The organism is Rhodohalobacter sp. (genome assembly GCF_034521535.1).
Taxonomy (GTDB): domain Bacteria; phylum Bacteroidota; class Rhodothermia; order Balneolales; family Balneolaceae; genus Rhodohalobacter.
In genome coordinates this window covers 664,722-687,322 of record NZ_JAXHMF010000005.1, presented here as the reverse complement: position 1 = coordinate 687,322, position 22,601 = coordinate 664,722, and the positions used below count along the sequence as shown (strand labels likewise).

Sequence of the window (22,601 nt, the reverse complement as noted above, 5' to 3'; positions counted from 1 at the left end):
GATAGGTATCCGATTTACGAAGTACGAAGAGCCTAACCTGGTTTTAAACATCTCCCCTCTTTGCGAACGCAGTGAGTAGAGAGGGAAATAGGGCCTGTCATCCATAGCCTTGGCGAAGGATGATGAGTCCCAAACCGGCCTAGAGAAAAATGGGGAGTATTCGTGGAAGTGAGTGAGCATAAAATCCATGAATCCTCAAGCCTTAGCCAAACCACTAGGTGGAATACAAAATTTTCAGACCTGCCCTCCGAATCCCGAATGCTTTCCGGAGCAGGCGGGCCTTGGATTCATGGCATGCGAAGAAACGACACGCCCCATTTTTTTCTCAGCCCTGCCTTCCGAAGCTTTAGCGCAGGCAGGCTTGATTTTTTACGTCTCTTTTGTATCAAGACAAAAAGTACGCTGGAAACCGTTTGAAATATGATCTCCGCACCACCGCCTTAACTCAATTTTACACACCAAACCACTCTCTCTATTCGGCGAGGAAAATAATGCGCCATTAATACCCCAGGTTTCGTTTCACTTCACCTGGGGCTAATCACATTGCACCCCTTCAGGGTGGGGATTCAACTAGATTATGATTCCATCTACAAATCGTCCATCGCAGTTCGGTCCATCTGTCATTCGTCAATCACGACACGAAGCCCAAAACACCAATTACGAAGAACCTAACCTGGTTTAAAACGCCTCCCCTCTTTATGAACGGAGAGAATAGAGAGGGGCCGGGGGTGAGTTCCAAAACGGCTTGTCGGTCACGAGAATTTGAGATTGGTTCGCTTTATATCAAGACAAAAGAGACAAAGAACACCGTTTGAAATGAGATCCCTGCACCACCGCCTCAACTCAATTAAGCAACCCAAACCCATCCCTCTTTTCGGCGGAATCTTTATCCCTCGCTCTTTATCCCCGCACTGCGCTGCGCTTGTACGGGGCTATTCATATTGCATCCCTTCAGGATGCGGACTGAAGCAACATCAAATTCATTATTCAAAATTCAAATCGACCATCGTAGTTCGGTCGTTCGGTGATTCGCCAATTGAGATACGAAGCACGGTCTACGATATACGAAGAGCAAAACAAAATTTAAAACGCCTCCCCTCTTTGCGAACGCAGTGAGGAGAGAGGGGATTGAGGGGTGAGTTGGAATCAATGTCATATATTGAAGAAAAATATTATACAACAGAGCAAAGTTTGGCGTCAAATACCTACCCACGAAGTTTTCCTCATTTTCTGTTATCTTAGAAACCGTTTCATCAAATCACCCTCGAAAACCATTTATGACGCTACTCATTTTTTACCTGGCTCTGGCAATCGGAGTCTCTTTTCTCTGCTCCATCCTCGAGGCGGTGCTGCTATCGATGAACTCATCGTACGTTACCGTGCTGTCGAAGAAAAAACCGCGGGTTGGCGCTATCCTCAAGGAACTGAAAACCAATATCGATCGACCGCTGTCGGCCATTCTGAGTCTCAACACCATCGCCCATACAGTAGGTGCGGCCGGAGTGGGTGCACAGGCGCAGGTGGTTTTTGGCAACGCCTACGTCAGCATCACATCCGCCATTCTCACCCTCGCCATCCTGATCTTTTCGGAGATCATCCCCAAAACACTCGGGGCTACCTATTGGAAGGAGCTCTCCAGTTTTTCCGGCTACACTACCAAAGGACTGATCTATGTCACCTACCCGCTGGTGCTGCTTTCAATGGGCATCACCAGGTGGCTCTCCCGCGAGGACAAGGAACCGACTGTGAGCCGCGAGGAGTTTAGCGCCATGGCCGAACTTGGTTTTGAGGAGGGCGTATTTGAGGAGGGCGAATCAAAAATTTTCAAAAACCTGATCAAGTTCCGGTCATTGAAGGTTCACGATGTGATGACCCCGCGTATTGTGGTGATCAAGGCCCAGGAGGATCTGACCATCAATGAACTTTTGGAGCAGAAAGAGGACCTTCACGTTTCGCGGATTCCCATCTATGGCGATAATGATGAGGATATCACCGGCTATATTCTTAAAAATGATCTCTATTACAATCTCTCTGAGGGTAATGGTGATAAGAAGCTGAAGGAGATTCGCCGCGATTTGATGTTTGTTCCGGAGACCGCTTCGCTGAAGGAGCTGTTTGAGAAGCTACTCGAAAAGCAGGAGCATATTGCCGTTGTAGTGGATGAATACGGCGGATTTTCAGGTGTGGTTACCATGGAAGACGCCGTGGAGACCCTGCTCGGTATGGAGATTGTAGATGAGATCGACACAATTGAGGATATGCAAAAGCTGGCCCGCCAAAAATGGCGCGAACGCGCCGGCCGCCTCGGTATCGTGCTGCCCGATAGGTTAAAGGAGTGAATCTTGGTGAGACCTGACAGCGTCGAGAGCCGAATAGAATACGGGATACGGCGTACGATTTACGCCAGACGGAGTACGCAGCAACAAATTTAATTTAAAACGCCTCCCCTCTTTGCGAACGCAGTGAGGAGAGAGGGGATTGAGGGGTGAGTCAGATACCAATGCCTTTGATCGAGAGGGCTTGCCATCCGAAGCCTTGGCGAAGGATGGTGAGTTCAAATTCGGCCTAATAAAACCCGAAATAAACTGGGAATGCCGTCATATCTTTAATGGATAACTCTTTATTAGTAGATATTCAGTGATTATATTCACCAAATATACGTATATTCAGTGAACACGATCACCAAATATACCGCTATGATTGAGAGGACAGTCCAAAAATCAATAGAAAATAAGCTTTTTAAGGGGAAGGCAATTGTATTGATAGGTGCCCGGCAAACAGGTAAAACCACTCTTGTTAAGCGCATTTTAAAAGGCAGGGGTGATGTTGCACATTTGAATTGTGATGAGCCTATAGTGCGTGACATGCTTACAGATGTTAATTTATCGGAGCTCAAACGTATAGTCGGGAAAAACAGGATACTATTTATTGATGAGGCTCAAAGGGTTAAAAATGTTGGTCTCACATTAAAGTTGATCATTGATGGCATCGAGGGAGTGCAGTTAATTGTTACAGGTTCTTCATCACTTGAACTGGCAAACGAGATAAATGAGCCGCTTACCGGCCGGAAGTGGGAGTATCAGCTCTTTCCTGTAAGCTGGATTGAGTTCACAGAGTATAAAGGATATTTGGAAGCGAAATCGGAATTAGAACAGCGGATTCTTTATGGCATGTATCCTGACGTTATCATGAATCCTGACGATGAACATGAAGTTCTTACCCAGCTTAGCGACAGTTACTTATATAAGGATTTGTTGGCATTTAAAGGAATTCGCAAACCGGAGCTTCTTGAGAAACTGTTACAGGCATTGGCACTTCAAATTGGAAGTGAAGTCTCCTACAATGAACTCTCAAAATTATTACAGGTCGATAAAAACACGGTGGCGAAATATATCGACCTTCTTGAAAAGACCTATGTTGTTTTTACAGTTCCCTCTTTCAGCAGAAATATGAGGAAAGAGATCAGCAGAGGAAAAAAAATCTATTTTTACGATTGTGGTGTGCGAAATGCTATTATTTCTAATTTCAATCCCCTTAAATTAAGAACGGATAAGGGAGCCTTATGGGAAAATTTTCTATTTTCTGAACGCCTTAAAATGCTGAGCTACTCAGGAAGCAGAGCAAAAATGCATTTCTGGAGAACAACAGACCAAAGAGAAGTCGACTATGTTGAAACTGAATCAGGTTCTCTCAAAGCCTGGGAGATGAAATGGAATGTAAGTGCTACATCGAAAACCATCTCCTCTTTTAAGGATACCTATGGCATAGATATGAATGTTGTTACACCAAAAAACTTCGTTCACTTTTTGGAGTCGTAATAGAACACCCGGTGTTTGAGCAGCAGTGTGACCATCTGGCTCTGCCTCTCTCCCCATCTGGCACTCCTCAAAAGCTACAGATGATCAGTTTGTCGGATTGTCTTTCAAAACTTTAGTGCAGGAGAATGAGAAGATCACAAATTCACCTCCAACGTCACATTAATCCCGCCTTCCGAAGTCTCCAACGGAGGACAGGCGCAGTGAAGAGCTTGCGACGAACGAAGTCGAAATACCCCTTCAAAATACTTTAATGCGAAAGAACAGTCTCATGGCTGTGAAAGCCGTTGATTCTCTCGGCAATGCCTTCGGTTTCGAAGGCCAGATGCAGCTTGAAGCATTCCCTTTTGGAACGCAGTGCGGAGAGAGGATGAGGGTAGCAGAACAATGTTTGATGGAAGCTCTCCAAGCCTTCGAGGAAGGTGATCCAACGGTGTACGAAAAGTGGATGTAGATGAGAACATTCCCCCTCCAAGAACACGGTAAAGAGAAGGCCTTGAATGTGACTCAGTACCAGTGTCTTTTCGCAGGCTTCCGGTCCCGAGAATTCGGGATTGGTACTTTTTGTGCTAAGACAAAAAGTACGCTGAAAACCGTTTGAAATAAGATCTCCGTACCAACGCCTCAATTCGATTATATACTCCAAACCAATCCCTCTATTCGGCGCATACAATACGCTAACGATTATTCCCGGGGTTGAAACCCCGGGCTATAAACAAGCCGCTCTTACAGAATTGGATCACCAATAAATTCTGAAATTCAAGAATCAAATCGTCCATCACAGTTCGGTAAATTCGTGATTCGTCAATCGCTTTACTGAGAACGATATACGAAGTACGCAGTGCAAAATGAATTCTAAAACGTCTCCCCTCTTTGCGAACACAGTGAGGAGAGAGGGGCCGGGGGTGAGTTAAAACCCAATGCTTTCGGGAGAAGGATGGTGAGTCCAACTCGTCAATCGAACTCCGCTTTCAAAGAAAAAGCAAAAAATACGACATACGTCTGCGTAACACGTATGCCGTATGCCATATTCCGTAAACCACAGAACCCTACCCTTCGGGTTGCAGCTCTTCGATCTCCTGAATATTGCCTGCAATTGTCTCATCTTCGATTTCGTGATCGCTCAGCTTGCCGGCAAAATAGTCGTCATAGGCGGCCATATCTACGAAACCGTGACCACACATGTTAAAGAGAATCGTTTTTTCGGTTCCTTCTTCTTTGGCCCGGTTCGCTTCACGGATCACCTGCGCAATGGCGTGATTGGCTTCAGGAGCTCCAATGATTCCTTCCGATTTGGCAAACATCACTCCGGCCTCAAAGCACTCGAGCTGCTGTAAAGCGGTAGCCTCAATCAGATCATCTTTCAGCAACTGGCTGCATAAAACACTGGCTCCGTGATAGCGCAGACCACCGGCATGAATGGCGGCCGGTGTAAAATTATGGCCCAGTGTATACATCGGAAGCAGTGGCGTATATCCGGCTGAATCACCATGATCATACATAAATTTCCCACGCGTAAGCTTCGGGCAGGAAGCCGGCTCAACAGCTATAAAACGGGTCTTCTTTCCATCATTAAGGTTGTTTTTCAAAAATGGAAAAGATAGTCCCGCAAAGTTTGATCCCCCACCAAGCGGAGCAACAACTATATCGGGATAGTCACCGGCATACTCCATCTGCTTGATACTCTCCTGACCAATAATAGTCTGGTGCAGCAGAACGTGATTCAGCACCGATCCCAAAGAATATTTTGTTTCATCATCTCCCACCGCGCGTTCAATCGCCTCTGAAATTGCAATCCCCAGGCTTCCGCTGGTATCGGGAGTTTTTTCCAGGATTCTGCGTCCTGCTTCGGTCCGGTTACTTGGTGATGCGTGAACTTCCGCTCCATACGTATTCATCATCACTTTTCGGTACGGCTTCTGATCGTAGCTGATGCGCACCATATACACCTCGCAGTTGAGACCAAATTGTGAACAGGCAAACGCCAGTGCTGTTCCCCACTGCCCGGCTCCGGTCTCGGTGGTGATGCTCTTCACACCTTCCTGCTTGTTATAGTACGCCTGGGGCACAGCGGTATTCGGCTTGTGCGATCCACTCGGGCTCACCCCTTCATACTTGTAGTAAATCTTTGCGGGTGTGTCGAGCATTTTCTCCAGGCCTGTGGCACGATAAAGTGGGGTTGGACGCCAGATTTTATAGATTTCACGGACCTCGTCAGGAATTTCAATGTACTGCTCGGCCGACATCTCCTGCTCTATCAATCCTTTGGGAAAGATCGGACTCAGGTCATCCGGTCCTGCCGGCTGTTTCGTTTTGGGATTGAGCGGTGGAAGCGGCTTGTTCGGCATATCCGCCACGATGTTATACCAGTGTGTGGGAATGTCGGACTCGTTCAGAAGAATTTTTTTATTCATGATATCGTAGTGATCAAATGATTGAGGTTAGATTTTTTTCCGAGCAATCGCAGAACATAATAAGGACCGCTGAAATTCCAAAAGCATGATTTGATTATTCGCAGACGGCAAAGAAGTGACAGCGTTCAGGGGTAGCTGATCCTGTCAGCGTCTTGTGCCGGGCTGCTTACGGGTTTACAAAATATAAATCACTCCGGAGGAGTGGCCTGTTTATAGAACCATCAAAGAGAAAAATCCGGTCGCCGAACAAAGAGATTTGATTGAGCTTCGGAAGCATTTGAGGCGATTATTCTCAATATATGTTTCAAATCAAGCCCTAAAAGGTCACACAAAAATCTGCTGATCGCGATCGAGGTTTACAGCCGGCAACCAGAATCCCTACTCCCCTCGTTTTTCCAGCCTGCTGAAATAGACATAGATCGCCTGTGAAATAATTCCGGTAAGCAGTGCAGCTGCCGCAATCCATCCGCTCAATTCCGGTTCAGCCGAAAGGGAGATGCGCAAAATAACTGTGGAGGAGACAAATCCTGCATTCCGTAACAATCGCGCATAGGTTTGACTGAACATGAAGGACGTGATGAATATAAATACATCAGAAAAAATCATCACTGTATAAAACTCGACAAAGAAAATGACGTTAAGGTCCAGCTCAAAGGACTCACCAAAGAAGAGAAGGCGATACACCTCGGTACCAAATTGGTAAATAGAAAAAAGTGTCAGAACACTGAAGATGAAAAGAAGCGTCAGTGCCACAAGTTCCTTGATGTAGACAAAGCGGCGTATTTCGTCATCACTCAACCGCTGAATCGATTTACGTTGCAGACTGACGTGATGATAAATTCCGACCATCAGAAACAGAAGCAGACCACTTCCCAGATCAGTGGCAAGTTGTAAAATCACTTCTGTTTGTTCAGCAATCTGATCAAAATCATCAAACATGGAGATATCCTTAAACACCCGGCGAATGATGATGAGGGAGATAATTTCGTACTGCTTCTGTATGGAATTGGTAAAGGAAAGCGGCAGCGCGAGAATCAGCAGATATACTTCATAGACAAGAATAATGCTGAACGGCGTGTAGAGCGCAGAGAGATAGTTACTGTTCAGCGGCTGTAGAAAACTGATGTCCGGAAATGTATTGCGAAGAAAAATTAGCAACAGATGTCCCAAAAAAAGCGTGAACGAAAGATATACCGTCCACTCCTCAGCTTTCTTCTTCACTGTTTCATCACTCAGGGTACGATATATCGATGTCTGTGTAGCCACAAGTAAGCTCAACTGAATCAACTCCCTGTTCATTCCTTGCCTTTTGAATGGTTGTTTTTTTACCTGAAGGGATGGGATTCCCAAAACGTTATACTAAATACAAAGAGCTAAATTTGATTTAAAACGCCCCCCCTCTTTGCGAATCCCGAATGCTTTCGGGAAGGAGAGAGGGGCCGGGGGTGAGTTAGACATTCCTATGTTTTTTATCGAGAGGGCCTGCCTTTCGAAGCCTTGGCTTAGGAAGGTGAGTTCAAATTCGGCCTAGAGAAATCAACGGAATAATAGAGCAGGCATAAATTAAAAAAGGGATTGCTATGTTTCTCCTCTTGAGAGGAGACAGAATGCGGAGTGTTCAACGAAGCATTCAGAGGTGTGTTCTTCACACTGCCCTTGACAGGTCAAGACAAAATGAACAAAGAACATCATTTGAAATAAGATCCCCGCAACACCGCCTCAACTCGATTTTATACCCCAAACCAATCCCTCTATTCAGCGGACAAATTATTAAATGCTTTTTTACCCCGCACTTCGTACGGGGCTAATCATATTGCACCCCTTCAGGGTGCGGCCATTCAAACAGGTCGAAATTCAAAAACAAATCGTCCATCGCAGTTCGGTAAATTCGTGATTCGTCAATCAAGATACAAAGTGCGGTATACGATCCACGCAGTACAAAATTAAATTTAAAACTCCTCCCCTCTTTGCGATCCGCCGGCTGGCGGAGTGGAGAGAGGGGCCGGGGCATGCCTTTGATCGGGAAGGCTTGCCATCCATAGCCTTGGCGACGGGACGGCCTGCCATCCATAGCCTTGGCGACGGATGGTGAGTCCTAAACTTTCAACCTATAAGAAACTCGATATTCAGTAACTTTTTTTGTATATCTCCAATTACGTTTAAATAAAGCTCAAAACGTCATCTCTCTATGGCTCAGCAAATCAGAACAGTAATTACCGGATCCGGTTCTTACATCCCGGACAGAGTTGTTCCCAACAGTGAATTTTTAAACAATACGTTTTTAGAAAAAAACGGAACTCCTTTCGATAAAAGTAATGAGGAGACAATTGATAAATTCCGTGAAATTACCGGAATTGAGGAACGTCGCTTTGCCGACGATAATATACTGGCATCCGATATGGGAGCAAAAGCTTCTGAGCAAGCCCTGAAGATGTCCGGACTGGATCGCGAAGAACTCGACTACATCATTGTGGCTCATAATTTCGGGGACGTTCGCGCCGAAAACCGAAGAGTGGATATGGTTCCCAGCTTGGCCTCAAAGGTCAAATATCACCTTGGAATCAAAAATCCATACTGCGTGGCCTACGATCTCCCGTTCGGCTGTCCCGGTTGGCTTCAGGGTGTGATTCAAGCTAATTACTATATTCGCAGCGGGGATGCTAAATCAGCCCTGGTGATTGGAACGGAAACACTTTCTCGTATTTGTGATCCGCACGACCGCGACAGCATGATCTACGCCGATGGTGCCGGAGCTACAGTCCTGGAAGCAAAAAAGAGTGACAAACACGAGGGAATTCTCTCACACGCTGCCCGCACCGATACAGAAACTCAGGCGTTTTACCTGGAAATGGAAAAGTCATTCAAACCCGACAGTGACGATACACTCTACCTGAAAATGGACGGACGAAAACTCTATCAGTACGCACTCTCCAATGTACCCGGTCTGGTAAAGCAGAGTCTTGAAAAAGCAGATATAGAACTGAATCAAGTCAATAAAGTACTGATCCATCAGGCCAATGAGAAGATGGATAAAGCCATTTTAGATCGTCTTTTTAACCTCTATGATGAGAGTGAAATACCGGACGGTATTATGCCGATGACCATCAGCAAACTCGGCAATACCAGCGTGGCCACCGTCCCCACCCTGCTCGATCTGATTCTCCGCAACCAGATGAATGGTCACACCATAAATCCCGGAGATACGATTGTATTCGCCTCCGTCGGCGCCGGAATGAATATCAATTCAGTGGTTTACCGGGTTCCGGAGTAAGCTGCAAAAACAGACCTGATAGCGTCGGATTTTTTGCGGTGTACGGTTTACGAGGTGCAGAGTACGGCGAACAAAATGCACAGAACAAATCTAGTTTAGAACGTCTTCCCTCTTTGCGAATCCCGTCCCGAAGTTTCGGGATCGGGAGAGAGAGGGGCCGGGGGTGAGTCCAAACCTATGACGTAGCCATGTCCTGCATTATATATGTTATAACCCATCAATAAATTGGTGGGATCCACAGCTGTGAAAGAGCGCAAGAACGTAGCCTCGGGTGTAGCATAGCGAAACCCGGGGCTATAAAGTCATCTCCATCCATCCGCCGAACAGAGAGATTGGTTTGGAGCGTAGAGCTGTGTTGAGGTTGCACGAATCTAAACATGATTTTCACATTCCTTTCTAAAACTCCTGTCGTCCCTGACGGGACTAAGGTTCTTTTGACATCTAACTTTCTACCCATATTGCGTCCCTAACGGGACACGAAAATTAAAGAGATATTCTGTTTCGATGTTTGAGATAACGGAGCGTTTAAACATTGGGCGTATTTGGTGGCTAACCTGAGAATTTTACACGTCAGAGCTATTGATTCTTGCCTCCCCTCTTTGCGAACGCAGTGAGGAGAGAGGGGCCGGGGGTGAGTCCAAACCTATGACGTAGCCATGTCCTGCATTATATATGTTATAACCCATCAATTCATTGGTGGGATCCACAGCTCTGAAAGAGCGCAAGAACGTAGCCCCGGGTGTAGCATAGCGAAACTCGGGGCTATAAAGTCATCTCCATCCATCCGCCGAACAGAGAGATTGGTTTGGAGCGTAGAGCTGTGTTGAGGCGGTGACAATTCGAATGTAATTACCACATATTAGTCAACATATGCACTGTAGCTGAGCTACATGCTTATCGCCGCCGGAGCAGAGCTCCGGGACGAGAAATGGATAGAACCTCTCCTCTTGAGAGTAGTATTCAGAGGTGTGTTCCTGAACCGGTGAATGGCTAAGTGCATGATTTTTTTTCTATCATCCCAATTACAGCCACGAACACACCCCTCGCTCAATCCAACGAGCTACGCTCTTGTCTTGAGCATTTCCCCTCTCAAGAGGGGATTATTTAATACCCCAGCCAATACGAAAACTTCACTAAAAGGGTGTGATCTGCGGGGGTACGGAGTAACTCCCCGTAGTCATGCCCCATATTCAGGCTTCCGATCGATTCACGACTGGTTCGATTTTGCTGCCACACAAAAAAGAGTGTGGATCCGGGACGAAATTCCCATCGAATTACGGCATTTCCGCGCAGGGACCGGAAATTGAAATCCGGATTCCCAAAATCAAACGTTGCGTCGCCGCTTCCATCGGGATCGATCTCATATCGCCGTGTAGCTTCGTCATAGCTGACCGATCCGGTATCATCACCGTAGACTGCATAGTCCATGCTTTCGGGTCTGCGGAGCTCCTTAAACCGGTCAAATGATCCGACCGACACAAATGGCTGTGCAAACATCTGAAGGCTGATATCCGGCGTAAACGTCCAATCAAGGCGAATGGCTGTTGCCAGTGTAGTTTGTTCCAGCTCTGAAAACACATACCGACTTCCATAGGTAGTTGTGGCATTTGGATCTGAAATCGCCGTTATATACTGTGTTTTATTGAAATTTTTGGATAAAGAAGGTTCAAGGGAAATACTGGCAGCCGGATGCGGACGGTATCTCAGTGAAATTCCATAATAATGAGACCACTCACCCATTTCGGTGCGGGACTGATTCGATCTGACCGAAACCCTGAAGTCCTTTCTGGAATCAGTATTCACATTCAGACTGTACTTAATTGACGCAGGACTTTGAGCAATCGGTCCCCCGCGGGTAAGACGGTCATCAAGTGAGCGAAAGTCACCGAGAACCTGGTAATTGACGCTCCAGAAATTCTGAAAGCGGAAATAACCACCGGTGCCGTGTATATTTCTTATATAATCTCCGTCTGTATTCCAAGAATTGGCTGTGGCTGCCCACACATTAAAGTTTTCAAGTATTCCTACCGGACTGGGCTGCATGTGGATAAGCATTCCAGTTACCGCACGTCGATCGGCATCGGACTGAAATCCCATATCATTCACCTCAAAGCCGGGGCTGATTTGATACGCCCGAAACTGACTCATCCAATGGCGGGTCTGGGAGGTAAACATCACGTCTACGTAAACTCCCTGAAGACTTTGCAGACTTGCATCCATATCCAGATGGTCGGCATCCGGGCGCTGAAAATAGCGTGCACTCGACTGCTGAAGTCGCTCAATGACTTCCGGCTCACCACTTACATGGCTGCCTGCAAACCGGCCATTCAACCGGTATTGACGATCCCTCCATGAGTGCTCGAAATCGATACCGCTGCTGAACGCCCGATCGGTCAAACGCGATTCAAGTGTGGGTGCCGACAAATCACGATAGAGGCTGTTGGCCATCATTCCCACAACAGTATTTCCTTCTCGGAAGTCGCGCTTAACCCGACCTACCATGTAGTTACTGAATGGCTCAACGGCAACCGATGAAATATCGCTGCCATTTTCACTGAAGTGTGCATTCTGTTCGAGGGTAAGTGCATTCATGAGGCCGAAGGACCATCCGTCTGACGTTTTCCCGCTGAATTTAACAGCCCCGGCAATCGGTGTATGAGAGGGCCGATTCTCAAATTCAGGATTGCCTGGAACAGACCCCTGCGGAGCACGCCCAATTCTTCTTGAGTAGAAAAGCTGTGGAGTATGTCCAATATTGATGTTGCTGTTAAAACCAAAGCTAAAGATTTCCGAACCCTCAAGGAAAAACGGTCTGCGTTCGGGGAAGAATGTTTCAAATGCGGTAAGGTTCACATCAGCAGGGTCAACTTCTACCTGGGCAAAATCGGGGTTAATGGTAGCTGTGAGGGTCATATTTGAGCTAAGGCCGTATTTGATATCTCCTCCCAGATTAAAAGAAAGATCATTCTGCTGATAAAATGGATTATGGCTATCTCCCGGCGAACGGTCGAGCTGTCCGGATAGATATGGCAGAACCTCCAGCCGGTTTTTTTCAGGCAGTTCACGCAGACTGTTAACCCTTCCAAAGTGTGAAACAAGACCGGAGTCATCCGGTAGTGTCGGGGCCCAGAAAGAGGTTTCTCCATTTCGTGCAATCTCACGTGAGAAGTTGATTCCCCAGCTTTTTATCTCTCCAACCTCACCGTTATAGCGAATCTGGGAAAGCGGAATTCTGAGCTCTGCAGTCCACCCCTCGTCATCAACCGAAGCGGAGGCTTCCCATACGGCATCCCAGCTCGTATCCTCCCGGTCGTCATTATATATCAGAAAATCCTTGCGAACTCCTCGCGGATTCACACCGAACACAAAAGCCGTTCGGTTATCATTATAGCTGTCAATTCCTACAAAAAGCCAGTCGCTGTACTCATTTCCGTCACGACGAAACAGTGTTGCCGCAATTTGATCTGGATTGTCGTCATACATCCGGGCTCCTATGTAGAGATAGTCATCATCGTACAGAAAACATACTTCGGTTTTTTGACTTGCAGGTTCACCGGTATTAGGTGTATGCTGAGTAAATCCTGTAGCCATGTTGGCCTTTCCCCATCCAGTTTCGGTCATAGTACCGTCGATTATAACGGTTCCTTGTTCTACGCGATGTGCCTTCAATTGGAAATCAGCAGTTTTGTCAATTTTAATGCTGTCTGAAAGTTCTTCATTTCCCTGAGCAATTTTCAAAGCCTTGTCATTCTCAAAGCTGAACCCTGCCTCTGCACCGATCAAGATGCCTAAAAGGCTTAATAGAATTGTAATTTTTCTTGTAGTAAAAATCTCCATTTTATCATGTCTGGTTGTAGGTCTTTGTTCACATCTCACTACGATTCAAAATCGCTCCGGTTTCATTTTGTGGATAATCCAACAAATCCAGACAAGACATTTATATGTCATCTTTATGAAAATTTTATATTTATGGATTATTAAAAAAGTCATTCTCTCCCATGAGTTTATAGGTTTTTCTTATGGTTTGCCCCTCGTTTTCCGTTTGGTTTGGTTATAGCTGGAGCATGTAAATCCACGGACGTACCGAGTCAAAACAAAGATTGATCATAGTTTGAAATAAGATCGCCTCACATCTGCCTCAACTTAATTTTGCACTCCAAACCAATCCTTGTGTTTGGCGAATACAATGCCCTGCCATTCATACCTCCGGACTTTGGTCATCTGCACAGTTTGTAATTCAAGATTCAATTCACAAATCGCAGTTCAGTCCGCCGGTGATTCGTCAATCGTTATACGGTGTACGGCGTACGGTATATGGATTAAAAAGTGCGATACACGATTTAATCACCTCCCCTCTTTGCGAACGCAGAGAGGAGAGAGGGGATTGAGGGGTGAGTCCAAATCTATGCCGTAGCCATGCCCTACAAGAAAGTCCATGAATACAATGGTGAGATCCACAGCTCTGAAAGAGCATAAGAACGTAGCCTCGGGTGGAGTGAAACGGAACCCGGGGTTATAAAGTCGTCTCCATCCATCCGCCGAACAGAGAGACCGGTTTAAAGCGTAGAGCTGTGTTGAGGCGGTGCGGATCTAAACATGATTTTCACATTCCATTCAGGAGCTACTGTCGTCCCTAACGGGACTTTTATTGTTTTATTGATGTCTATCTTTCTACCCATATTGTGTCCCTAACGGGACACGAAAATAGAAGAGATAATCTATTCTCGGCATTGGAGTTATCAGAGCGTTTACTCATCAGGACGTACAGTTAGCTGATTTGTCTGAACATTATTGGATAACTGGAAAAATGACATACCATGATTAAGCCAATCAACTCTGGTCAGAAAGTTTGACGTAGCCTTGACTTACAGACTAGATTGCACCAATTTGCAAGTTGATGAACAATTCGACACTCTGAAAGAGCGTTAAACGTAGGTCAGGTGATAGCGACCAAGCGTGAAACCCAGGGGTTAGTAAAGTCGATAACAATGCTATCAATCCGCCGAACAGAGTGATTGGTTTGGAGTGACCAGCTAAGTAGAGGCGGTTATTCCCAATTCGCTTTTCATTTATCGCTCAACGGGTCAAGTGCCTCTTTGGGTAAAATTTGGTAGTTCACCTGTAGCCTGTAAATAAACCCAACATTCCCTGCTTCACCATTTTGCCTTTTTAAATATTTTCAGTAAATACTGTAAAATTAACTAATTCGGGATAATGAACAATCAAGGTAAACTCTTAATTGGGGGAATTGTAGCGGTTCTGATCGCATTTTCCCTCTCTTTTATATTCGAAAATTTGTGGATAGGCTATTGGACTGCATTTGCAGTAGCTACAGTCTGGCTATTTATTTTAGACAGATCTATCATCTCAAAATCTTCCAGCAGGGTTCTGATTCGCACGTTCATTGTACTCTTTCTCATCACGCAGCTACTTGCTGCCATTCAGTTCTATAATCAGTCAGTCCGACAGGTAGAAATCCTTCGCACCATACGCACTACTATTGTGAGTAACATCTCCCAAACTGAGATGGAGAAAGCACTTCAGCACACTCTGCGGCACTACTATATGGATTCGGACCCGTCTGAGACAACACTCGAAAACTCATTTCGTGAACTTTTTGGAGATCGTATGGAAGAAGGCGGCCGTTTTCTACACGAGCACGATTCCCCCGATGAGGATATGAACTTCACCTATAAAATTGCCACCCCCGACTCAATTGTTCTGGCGGTAACGGCAACATACACTCCCGGCATCGATCCGAATTTCGAGAACAATACCGGCAAGAGAGGAATGTATCAGGCACACACAATCTTAACTAAAAACGGGGTGCGATATGAACGAGAAAATTAAACCGGCTCTCCCCTGGATCAACGTCAGCCTGATCATCATCATAATTATATCGTTACAATATCTTTCTTCGGATGTCTTTCACCTCAATTCCTTAAATCGATGGATTTCCACCTTTTATAATTTAACCATTATACCGGGACTGGAAATACTACGCTATACGACCATTGAAACCATCAACTGGTTTGGCGGTTCAGAGTATCCATTTTCAGAATTTGTGAAGTCAATTGCTGTTACTGCTGCCGGATTCATCGTTCTTTTTATACTGGCACCATGGTTTTTTATCAGAGGATTCTTCCACAAATCTTCAGAGCAGCATCCCTCCGGTTTGATGTGGCATCTTGCTGCCCCTGTATTAATTCTTGGAATTATAGTTTCTACAATCCATGTAGTACAGGTACAGCTAAACACAATTTACTCTGCCAATCAGAAAACTATACAATCAAATCGAACTGCTGATGAACTCCAAAACTACATGATAAGCGTCGCTTTTGACGCTTCTGAGTGGTGGATTTTGCCCGAAAAGGCCGGAGGCGGAAGTGGTTCGTTTTTCATCAATGAAGATGAAACCTCGTCACTGTCACTGGCTGATCTGAGTTCATATGATCCTGAACATCCAAAATTTGAACTGACTGTTGAAGAGATCCCCTCCGACTCAACCATGATTATAAAAGGAAGCACAGTTAAAAAAGATACTGAAACTGAATCAGAACAAAATATTACGCTGGAAATAACACCTACAAACGATTCACTTTTTAAATTTTTGTAGACCGTATATATCTTTCTCTGACCCGAATCTAAATACCACCTACTCTTTACGAAATACACAGAGCAAATTTTTCTTTAATAAGTCTCCCCTCTTTGCGAATCCCAAATACTTTTGGGAGCAGGTGGGCCTTTGATTCATGGCTTGAGTAGGAACAACACGCTCCATTTTTTCTCAGCCTTGCCTGCGCTGAAGCTTCGGAAAACAGACTTGTTTTTTACGTCTCTTTTGTATCAAGACAAAAGAGACAAAGAACATTGTTTGAAAATGGATTCCTGCACTACCGCCTCAACTCTATTAAGCAACCCAAACCAATCTCTCTGTTCGGTGGGGAAAAAGATGCGTCATCCGAACCCCAGGTTTCGTTTCACTACACCTGAGGCTAATCATATTGCATCCCTTCAGGATGCGGATCCCAGCTACCTCATACTCATCATTCAAAATTCAAATCGTCGATCGCAGATCGGTCGAGATACGAAGTACGGTCTACGAAATACAAAGAGCAAAAGTAATTTAAAACACCCCCCTCTTTATGAACGGAGAGAGTAGAGAGGGGCCGGGGGTGAGTTCAAAATCAGCGCAGGCAGGCTTGACCTTTTTAGCACTTTTTGTGTTAAGACAAAAAGTTCGCTGGAAACCGTTTAAAATTAGATCCTCACAAATCGGCCTCAATTCAATTATATACTCCCAACCAATCCCTCTGCTCAACACAAGAATTAAAATTTGAAGCAACAAAGCTGCGCAGTTTTCTCAACGGATCAACGCTCGAAAATTAGCCATAAATCATCAGAAAAAAACAACATGCGGACCGCCAAAAATGAACGTTCATAATCCATGCTTGGTTATTTAAACGTACATCATAAACAACAAACATTAAAAATTAGGGCAGACCATGTTAGACAAATTAGCTTATATATCTACAGGACTTGGAATTACATCAATTGCAGCAAGCATCGCAACGTGGTATACAGAAAAGGGAGAAGACGCTGAAGAGAACGCACACGCTGAGCGAAGCGGAATTTTTATCGGTTTGTGGCCACAAACATTTTTCGCGCTGGCTATTGTACTTTTCAAATTAAAAGAGCTCGGTCACGACAAAGATGTGAAACGACTGCTCAGTAAACTTGATAAAAAAGTTAAAGAAACTGAAGGCTGATTCGGCACTTACATGACGAATGCCCTTATCCGTGCGGTCTGATTTTTAATCATTTCAGACGGATCGGATAAGGGTTTTTTTATGTCCGATTCGGATTAAAACATTGTTAAGTCAAGTTGTTATGCCCAAAAAGATATCTTTCATCACTTGATCTTGCTCATAAAAGGACGCTGCGTAAAATTCACTTTTATAAAATTTTATCATTAATAAACAATCGAACGTTACTGCGTGCAATTATCTTTGCAGAGTACTTATTTTACCGTACTAAATAGAAGATTAAAAAATTGCCGCTATGTCGAAACTCTCTGCCGAGGAGAAATTTATTGATCTTTCAGATTATGGACGACCTGCCGCATCCGCTATTGCCGGTGGGTTCTCCAAAACTTCCGTCACACCCGTTCACGTCACATTGATGTTTGGTGTCTGCGGGCTTTTTGCTTCATGGCTGATCTTCCAGGGATACTATGCAACTGCAGGTTTATTCCTGATTTTAAAATCAATCCTTGACGCTGCAGACGGGGAGTTGGCAAGAGTAAAAAACACCCCGTCCTACACCGGCCGTTACCTTGATTCGGTGTTTGATATTATCCTCAATTTCATCATTCTGTTTACCATTCAGCGGGTGACGGGCCAACCGATATGGATGATGCTTTTGGCATTTGCGGCCATTCAGCTTCAGGGAACACTCTACAACTACTACTACGTAATTCTAAGACAGAAATCATCAGGCGGAGATAAAACAAGTCGCATATTTGAGACGGAAACACCCACTGCCCTCCCCGGCGAGAAGCAGTGGTCGGTAACCCTGCTATTCAAAACCTATCTCTTCTTCTACACGCTTTTTGATCGCATTATTTATCGCCTCGACCGTCAAGCTTCGGAAAGCCACTATTTTCCAAAATGGTTTATGAGCCTGCTCTCTCTTTACGGATTAGGCTTTCAGCTTTTAATCATGGCCGTACTCCTTTCACTTGGATTTATCCACTGGATCCTTCCATTTTTCATCTGGTACTCAGTGGGTATAGTGATCTTTATTGGTATAAGGAAGCTGTTTTTGAAGTGAGCTTGGCACTCACCAACACACCCCTAGTTAAATAAAACAGTCTTCGCCCTTTTATTAACGCTTTGAGGTTGTCCAAAAAATAAAATCAGAAGTAATCGAGCTTAAATAATTTAGACGATAAATCCCTCTCTATTAGTTAGAGAGGGAAATAGGGTGAGTCTGAAAAGAAAACCTAAATTATTTAAGCGACTATTGAAGTACGCTACCTTTTTGGACAGCCTCGGAAGAAATGTCTCCTTTTTATAGAAGACAGAAGATTGATCCCGACCGCCGTCGGAAGATAGCTTCAGAGGTGTGTTCACAATAAACAAAGCGTTCACCTTCAAGTTTTGATTAAGCTTTCGATTCGTGCTTCCAACAACAAACACCCCGCTTCTTTCCTCTCGCCGATTACTTCCCTTTGTTATTTCCTCTTTTTTATTGAACTTAATAGTAAAGCAACTAAATCCATCAGAGTCATGAAAATACTTGTCCCTACCGATTTTTCTGAATTAAGTGAGAAGGCCCTTGAAGTAGCCGATAAATTTGCAAAATTGATGAATGGAACCGTCACTCCATTCCATTCACACATCCCAATATCCGAAATGGATGAACCCTACGCGTTGGGGATGAGCTCTCAAATGTATCAGGACTTTGACGAAATTGAAGAAGCACTTTCTGATCGCCTGAGTCAACTTGCTGAGGAAAAAATAGACAAAAAGCGTTTGGAAAAGCCGGTCGTCATGATGGGAAATCCGGCTCAGAGTATCGTTGAAGCTTCCGAAGAGTATGACTATATCGTAATGAGCACACACGGCCGTACGGGATTCAGCCGGTTTTTATTGGGATCCGTTGTAGAAAAAGTGCTCCGCCTCGCTCATACTCCCGTATTGATTGTGGAGGATGAGTCTGATGTGGACGACTTCAAGAAGATTCTGGTCACCACTGATTTTTCCGACAACGCAGCCAGTGCCTATCCATACGCCAAAATGATTGCTGAGAAGTCCGGTGCCGATCTGGACCTTATTCACGTAATCAGTTTTGATCAGTTTGATGAGGATGAAGAAGGATCCATATCAATCTCCTCTATTCGTGAAAAGCGGATCAAACTATTGGAAAAAGAGTATTTCCATTCTCTGAAAGGAGAAGTCAACTCTACGGTTATTGTCTCACAGGACTCCCCTCATGAGGCCATTTTTAATCACGTAAAAGACAATGATTATAATCTGATCGTAATGGCAACAGTAGGCCGAACAGGTATCAACTACCTGATGATGGGAAGTACCACTGCCAATCTGGTCCGCCACGTGAATACCGCAGTGCTAAGCGTAAATCCAAAGCGCGATAAGAATTAGTCTGGTCCCGATCACTGACACGATAAATTACAGGTAAAGAATACAGCCTCTAAAACTTTCATGGAAGAGGTGTGTTTACGCTATGTAAAACTTTCACATCCAACCATTTTACTGCACTCTCGATTTTTTCCTCGAACAAACGTTTCGTCAAAACAGCAGATTTCGACACTTTTATAACACTTTTCTCACCTTAAGTGAAAAAATTAGTTTTTTTTAAAGTCCTTATCCCATTAATTTAACTGTAATTAGAGAACTCTATTGTGTAAATCGCATTCAATCAAATAAATTCAAAAAACAGTGTAAGGGAATCGGGTTTTTCGTTCCATATACACAGAGCAATCTAACATATTCTAAGAGTGACTAATCAGAGATAAATTAGAGAGCATTTGAGAAACGTGTGAGCAGCGTTTTTCAACACACACCAACAGAGGATTTTGGCTGATACCCAAAATCCTCTTTTTTTTTGACCTTTAGCAAATACGTGTCTCACCCTTCAAAAGTTTATCCCGCTCCCGCCAGTCAGGCAGAAACTGATCCATCAGTCTGTAAAATCGTTTGTTATGCAGGCGTTCGTGCAGGTGCACCATTTCGTGAACCACAACGTACTCCAAACATTTCGGATCTTTTTTTGCCAGCTCCAGGCTGAGCCAGATTCTCTTCGCCCGAATGTTACAGGTTCCCCAACGGGTTTTCATCCGCTTCACCCCAAACTCCCTCACATTCACTCCTATAAGTCTTTCCCAATTCTCAATCAGTTTTGGAATCTCGCGCTTCAGTTCAGTTCGATACCACTCAATCAACACAGACTCTCTCTTTTCTGTGGAACTCTCCGGGCGCACCATAAGGCTCAGCTTCTCCTCGCTTCGTTGCACTCTAGGCGGACGATTTACTTCGTTCACGGAAAGAACCATTTCCCGTCCCCACACCGGATGAATTTCTCCGTCCTGGTAAGACAATCTTCGTGTTTTTCTCGCCTTTTGAACTGCACCTTTATTCAGATGCTTTTTGATCCACGAATACTTTTTCCTGGCAAAATCTTCTGCAACCGAAAGATCTGTCCGTTTAGGTATCGACATGGCCACCCTTCCGGAAGACGGGTAAATCCTGATATTGAGATTCTTCACACTTTTTCGTGTGATTTCAATCTCAATATCGTCAAGTTGAATGATGTGTTTGGGTGGCATATCAGATCAATCGCGCATCAGTTTCTTATATTGAATTCTATGTGGCTGGTCTTCTGATATCCCAAGCCGCTGGCGTCGATTTTCTTCATACTCTTCATAGTTTCCTTCAAACCAATACACCTGGCTATTTCCTTCAAACGCCAGAATGTGAGTCGCTACACGATCGAGGAACCAGCGGTCGTGCGAAATCACTACAACACAGCCCGCAAACTCCAGTAGAGCCTCTTCAAGTGCCCTTAGCGTGTTCACATCCAGATCGTTGGTCGGCTCATCCAGAAGAAGCACGTTGGCTCCCTCCTTCAACATTTTGGCAAGGTGAACCCGGTTGCGTTCACCGCCTGAAATCTCACTCACCTTCTTCTGCTGATCGCTGCCGCTGAAATTGAACCGCGCCACATACGCCCGGGAATTCATCTCACGGTTACCCAGCTTGATCAAATCCTGTCCTCCGGAAATCTCTTCCCAGATCGACTTTTTCGGATCAAGCGGACGTTTCTGATCTACATATCCCAGTTTTACTGTTTCTCCGGTTTCGAAGTTACCGCTGTCCGGTCTTTCCTCTCCGGTGATCATTTTAAAAAGCGTGGTTTTACCGGCTCCGTTCGGACCAATCACACCTACAATTCCACCCGGCGGAAGATCAAAATTCATATCCTCCATCAACAGCCGATCATCAAATCCTTTCGATACATGATCAGCAACAATGACTTTGTCACCCAAACGAGGTCCGGCCGGAATATAGATCTCCATATCTTCCCGTCGTTTCTGATGCTCTTCAGAGAGCAGTTTTTCGTAAGAGTTAATCCGTGCTTTGCTCTTCTTGCGCCGGCCTTTTGGATTTTCACGAATCCAATCGAGCTCTTGCTGAAGTGTCTTCTGTCTTTTGGACTCTTCCTTTTCTTCCTGCTCCAGGCGTTTCTTTTTCTGCTCCAGCCAGGATGAGTAGTTCCCTTCAAACGGAATGCCTTCACCTCGATCCAGCTCCAGAATCCATCCGGCTACATTATCAAGAAAATAACGATCGTGCGTAACGGCAATAACTGTTCCTTCATACCGCGCGAGGTGCTGCTCCAGCCAGCCCACAGATTCGGCATCCAGGTGGTTTGTCGGCTCATCAAGCAATAAAACATCCGGTTTCTTAAGCAGAAGCCTGCAGAGTGCTACACGACGTTTTTCACCACCAGACAGCACTCCAATTTTTGCATCACCCGGAGGAGTTCTCAGGGCGTCCATCGCCTGCTCCAGCTTGGAGTCGATATCCCAAGCTCCAATCTGATCGATCTTCTCCTGAAGCTTCGTCTGCTTCTCAATCAAAGCTTCAAAATCTGCGTCCGGATCGCTGAACCCTTCGTTTACAGCTTCATACTCCTTAACCAGGTCCATCGTCTCCTGAACTCCTTCCTGTACGATATCCTTTACTGTTTTGTCCGGATCAAGTTTAGGCTCCTGGGGCAGATATCCAAAAGTGATCCCCTTCTGGCGTGAAATATCACCCATGTAGTTTTCATCTTCTCCGGCAATAATTCGGAGCAGAGTACTCTTTCCGGCTCCGTTTAATCCCAAAACACCAATTTTGGCGCCATAGAAAAAAGATAGGTAGATATCTTTTAATACTGTTTTGTTGGGTTTGTATACTTTACTGACCCCAACCATCGAAAAAATAATTTTCTTATCGCTCAATGCACTAATTGTTAAATTCAAGCTAAAATGTAGAATGTGAAAATACAGTTCTGTTGCGTCAAAAACGAAAA

14 protein-coding genes are annotated in these 22,601 nt (G+C 44.9%); 9 read left to right on the top strand and 5 right to left on the bottom strand.

What is annotated here, in order from left to right:
* Positions 1-1,277: 1,277 nt before the first annotated feature.
* From U5K35_RS09970 to U5K35_RS09960, 3 genes are all read left to right on the top strand, one after another.
* On the top strand, positions 1,278-2,339 hold the full coding sequence (locus U5K35_RS09970) for a CNNM domain-containing protein (protein ID WP_322571307.1): 1,062 nt from the start codon (positions 1,278-1,280) through the stop codon (positions 2,337-2,339).
* A 357-nt stretch (positions 2,340-2,696) separates the two neighbouring features.
* A complete protein-coding gene (locus U5K35_RS09965) occupies positions 2,697-3,818 on the top strand; it encodes an ATP-binding protein (RefSeq protein WP_322571306.1) in 1,122 nt (373 codons plus the stop codon).
* Positions 3,819-4,086: 268 nt separating this feature from the next.
* Positions 4,087-4,269: a hypothetical protein gene (locus U5K35_RS09960; protein ID WP_322571305.1), complete on the top strand. Its 183-nt coding sequence runs from the start codon at positions 4,087-4,089 to the stop codon at positions 4,267-4,269.
* A gap of 595 nt (positions 4,270-4,864) precedes the next feature.
* On the opposite strand, the gene U5K35_RS09955 is transcribed toward U5K35_RS09960, so the two are convergent.
* Together U5K35_RS09955 and U5K35_RS09950 are read right to left on the bottom strand one after the other, a co-directional pair.
* Positions 4,865-6,229, bottom strand: a complete 1,365-nt coding sequence (locus U5K35_RS09955) for a TrpB-like pyridoxal phosphate-dependent enzyme (protein ID WP_322571304.1) — start codon at positions 6,227-6,229, stop codon at positions 4,865-4,867.
* A 378-nt stretch (positions 6,230-6,607) separates the two neighbouring features.
* A complete protein-coding gene (locus U5K35_RS09950) occupies positions 6,608-7,528 on the bottom strand; it encodes a hypothetical protein (protein WP_322571303.1) in 921 nt (306 codons plus the stop codon).
* Between the two features lie 889 nt (positions 7,529-8,417).
* Between U5K35_RS09950 and U5K35_RS09945 the strand changes: the two genes are divergently transcribed.
* Positions 8,418-9,500: a ketoacyl-ACP synthase III gene (locus U5K35_RS09945; RefSeq protein WP_322571302.1), complete on the top strand. Its 1,083-nt coding sequence runs from the start codon at positions 8,418-8,420 to the stop codon at positions 9,498-9,500.
* Between the two features lie 1,104 nt (positions 9,501-10,604).
* Here U5K35_RS09945 and U5K35_RS09940 read toward each other — a convergent pair.
* Complete coding sequence (locus tag U5K35_RS09940) at positions 10,605-13,337, bottom strand: DUF5916 domain-containing protein (RefSeq protein ID WP_322571301.1); 2,733 nt, start codon at positions 13,335-13,337, stop codon at positions 10,605-10,607.
* 1,377 nt (positions 13,338-14,714) lie between these two features.
* On the opposite strand from U5K35_RS09940, the gene U5K35_RS09935 reads away from it, so the two are divergent.
* The 5 genes from U5K35_RS09935 to U5K35_RS09915 all read left to right on the top strand — a co-directional run bounded on the left by U5K35_RS09935 (position 14,715) and on the right by U5K35_RS09915 (position 19,666).
* On the top strand, positions 14,715-15,350 hold the full coding sequence (locus U5K35_RS09935; protein ID WP_322571300.1) for a hypothetical protein: 636 nt from the start codon (positions 14,715-14,717) through the stop codon (positions 15,348-15,350).
* Positions 15,334-16,116, top strand: coding sequence for a hypothetical protein (locus U5K35_RS09930; RefSeq protein WP_322571299.1), 783 nt, complete (start codon positions 15,334-15,336; stop codon positions 16,114-16,116). The genes U5K35_RS09935 and U5K35_RS09930 overlap by 17 nt, the downstream gene beginning before the upstream one ends.
* 889 nt (positions 16,117-17,005) lie before the next feature.
* Positions 17,006-17,269, top strand: a complete 264-nt coding sequence (locus U5K35_RS09925; protein WP_322571298.1) for a hypothetical protein — start codon at positions 17,006-17,008, stop codon at positions 17,267-17,269.
* A 292-nt stretch (positions 17,270-17,561) separates the two neighbouring features.
* Positions 17,562-18,332 (top strand): CDP-alcohol phosphatidyltransferase family protein, encoded by a 771-nt coding sequence (locus U5K35_RS09920; RefSeq protein WP_322571297.1) that lies wholly within the window; start codon positions 17,562-17,564, stop codon positions 18,330-18,332.
* A 458-nt stretch (positions 18,333-18,790) separates the two neighbouring features.
* Positions 18,791-19,666 (top strand): universal stress protein, encoded by an 876-nt coding sequence (locus tag U5K35_RS09915; RefSeq protein WP_322571296.1) that lies wholly within the window; start codon positions 18,791-18,793, stop codon positions 19,664-19,666.
* 470 nt (positions 19,667-20,136) lie between these two features.
* Here U5K35_RS09915 and U5K35_RS09910 read toward each other — a convergent pair whose 3' ends face one another.
* Both U5K35_RS09910 and ettA read right to left on the bottom strand, forming a co-directional pair.
* Complete coding sequence (locus tag U5K35_RS09910) at positions 20,137-20,850, bottom strand: SprT family zinc-dependent metalloprotease (protein ID WP_322571295.1); 714 nt, start codon at positions 20,848-20,850, stop codon at positions 20,137-20,139.
* Positions 20,851-20,856: 6 nt separating this feature from the next.
* Positions 20,857-22,530, bottom strand: a complete 1,674-nt coding sequence (gene ettA / locus U5K35_RS09905; protein ID WP_416221625.1) for an energy-dependent translational throttle protein EttA — start codon at positions 22,528-22,530, stop codon at positions 20,857-20,859.
* Positions 22,531-22,601: the final 71 nt, after the last annotated feature.